General features: G+C 71.6%; 4 protein-coding genes. 2 read left to right on the top strand and 2 right to left on the bottom strand.

Annotation, left to right across the window (positions count from 1 at the left end; all coding sequences use genetic code 11):
* Positions 1 to 224, top strand: a 224-nt coding sequence (locus AB0H37_RS44980; RefSeq protein ID WP_360618850.1) for a hypothetical protein, incomplete at its 5' end; no start/stop codon positions are given.
* On the opposite strand, the gene AB0H37_RS44975 is transcribed toward AB0H37_RS44980, so the two are convergent.
* Together AB0H37_RS44975 and AB0H37_RS44970 are read right to left on the bottom strand one after the other, a co-directional pair.
* Complete coding sequence (locus AB0H37_RS44975) at positions 202 to 1041, bottom strand: STAS domain-containing protein (protein WP_329088902.1); 840 nt, start codon at positions 1039 to 1041, stop codon at positions 202 to 204. The genes AB0H37_RS44980 and AB0H37_RS44975 overlap by 23 nt on opposite strands.
* A gap of 3 nt (positions 1042 to 1044) precedes the next feature.
* Positions 1045 to 1362, bottom strand: coding sequence for a hypothetical protein (locus AB0H37_RS44970; RefSeq protein ID WP_089312109.1), 318 nt, complete (start codon positions 1360 to 1362; stop codon positions 1045 to 1047).
* Positions 1363 to 1838: 476 nt separating this feature from the next.
* Here AB0H37_RS44970 and AB0H37_RS44965 point away from each other — a divergent pair.
* Positions 1839 to 2467, top strand: a 629-nt coding sequence (locus AB0H37_RS44965; protein WP_360618851.1) for an alpha-amylase family glycosyl hydrolase, incomplete at its 3' end; no start/stop codon positions are given.

Genomic DNA, 2467 nt, shown 5'->3' with positions numbered 1-2467 from the left:
CCGTCCACCTCGACCTCCCCGCCCTCGGCCTCCCCGACGACCCCGACCAACCCCACACCCTCACCGACCAACTCGACGGCACCACCTACACCTGGACGAAGGCCAACTACGTCCGACTCGACCCGCGCACCAAGCCCGCACACGTCTTCACGTTCCAGGAGAACGGACGTGTGCGGGCCGGTGGCGGGCGGGGCGGCGGAGCTAGCCGGCCCCGGCGCCGCTGAGCGCGCGGTCCTCGATGGACCGGCAGCCGGTGAACACCGAGCCGAGGCCCTCGCGGTCGATGATCTCGCGGAGCCTGGCCGGCAGCGCCGGCAGCGCCAGGCAGCCGCCCTCGGCGGCGACGCGCCAGCGGATGCCGAGCAGGATCGGCAGCGGGTCGCAGCGCACGCCGAGCCGGTCGTGCATCCGCACCATCAGGTGCCGCAGGTCGCCCTCGACCAGCCTGGTCAGCGTCTCCCCGAGCCGCGGCACGGTCACCTCGTCCAGCACTCCGGACAGGTGCACGACGGTGTGGTCGCCGTCGCCGGCCGCGGTCGTGGTGATCATCAGCTCGGACGGGGCGGGCGGTGTCGGGGTGAGGCCGGCGTCCCCCGGATGCAGCGCGCGGATCGCGTCGAGCACGTGCGTGGTGTCGGCCTCCCCCGGCGGCGCCTCCGGGACGGGCGCGGCCGTCGCCGACCCGACGTCGGCGAACACCGGGACGAGCCGGTCCAGCCCGGTGAGGTGAAGCGCCCGTCGGACGTGCGCCGAAAGGGCCGGCACGACGGCCCGCAGCGGGCAGCCGAGCAGCTGCGCGCGCGTCTCGGCCCGTGCCATCAGGACGAGCCCGGCCGCGTCCAGCAGGACCGCGTCACCGAAGTCGACCACGACCCCGCCGCGCGGTGTTCCCCGCACGCCCGCGCAGGCGAGGGACAGCGCCTTGCTCACCTCCTCCCGGATCCCCGCGTAGTTCTGCCAGCTGATCTGCGCCGGGAGGCTGAGCACGAGGAACCCTCGCCGGGTCTCGGTGCTCAGACCCGGCACCGCCGTGTCCTTCATCTGTCACATCCCGATCGGAGTTCGGGCCGCCGCGCGGGCGGGCCGGGGCGGGGCGGTCAGGTGGCCGGGCGGTCTGGACCCCGGCCGCTCGTCCGGATAGGGCGGGCGGCCGCCCCGCACGACGCCCGTGAGCCGGGACGCCGCGAGGCGCTCGATGGTCCGTTCCTCGGGCCGCACCCCCAGATGGGCGCAGCAGCACCACAGGTCGTCCACGCAGCGCCGCACGCGCTCCACCGGAATGTCGGCGAAACGGACGCGCAGCCGGGCCACGAGGTCATCCCGCGTCGGTACGACCGATGGCGACTTCTCCCAGCGCTCCACTGTCCCTCCGATCGCTTCTGGACGGACGCATTCCGTCCGAACTGAGCAGAACCCGCCGACCTGACGGGTTCTGAGGTTGGAAATGACCTACCCGAGGGTTGCGACAGAAAAAGCGACGAACCTAAAAACACGGACATGACACAACCGTCGCGCGGCAAGTATTCACGGCGCCCCGCGCCACTCGACAGGCCGGGAATCGCCGTTATTTTGCGCTGCTTTTCCGCGCGCTGCCCGGCCGCGACCGGGCGATGACCTTCCCGGCGGGCGGCGGCGCTCTCGGACGGCCCGCGGACCCGCGCGATCTACCCCGGTCATGGGCGCGTTCGCACGGCGGGGCGGCGCCGCTCGACCCCGAAACCGGCCCCACGGTCACGGACCGTACTGAACCTTTTACGGATGGTTGCCTGTCGCGCACACACCTGGACGGGCCGGAGGGAATTGCTGATCTAGACGTCTCCAACACACCCGGGGTGACCATGGACGGCCAGCCGAAGAACTTCACCCGCAGCACCCGACCGGACCTGGGCGACGACGGGGTGACCGCGCCGGGCACCGGCGCCGGGCACCGGGCGGGGGCCCCCAGGCCGGCCGTGGGACCGGCCGCCGGCCCCATCCCGGACCCGTTCGACGAGGACACTCCCCGCACGCCGGACTGGTTCAAGACGGCGGTGTTCTACGAGGTGTCGGTCCGGGGCTTCGCCGATTCCAACAACGACGGGTACGGCGACCTGCGCGGGCTGATCTCCAAGCTGGACCATCTGCAATGGCTCGGCGTGGACTGCCTCTGGCTGCTGCCCATCTACCAGTCACCGCTCAAAGACGGCGGCTACGACATCGCCGAATACACCAGCATCCTGCCCGACTTCGGGGAACTCGGGGACTTCGTCGAGCTGATCGAGCAGGCGCACGCGCGGGGCATTCGTGTGATCGCGGATCTGGTGATGAACCACACCTCGGACCAGCACCCCTGGTTCCAGGCGTCGCGGACCGACCCCGACGGGCCGTTCGGCGACTTCTACATGTGGTCCGACGACGACACCGGCTACCCCGACGCCCGCATCATCTTCGTCGACACCGAATCCTCCAACTGGACCTACGACCCCGT

It is taken from the genome of Actinomadura sp. NPDC023710, from assembly GCF_040639875.1.
Classification (GTDB): domain Bacteria; phylum Actinomycetota; class Actinomycetes; order Streptosporangiales; family Streptosporangiaceae; genus Spirillospora; species Spirillospora citrea.
Note: the sequence above shows the minus strand (reverse complement) of the source record. Positions and strands in the feature narration are given on the sequence as shown.

Coding starts and splice junctions, on each gene's coding strand:
- AB0H37_RS44975 (WP_329088902.1), bottom strand. CDS start 1,041: ATGAAGGACACGGCGGTGCCGGGTCTGAGCACCGAGACCCGGCGAGGG.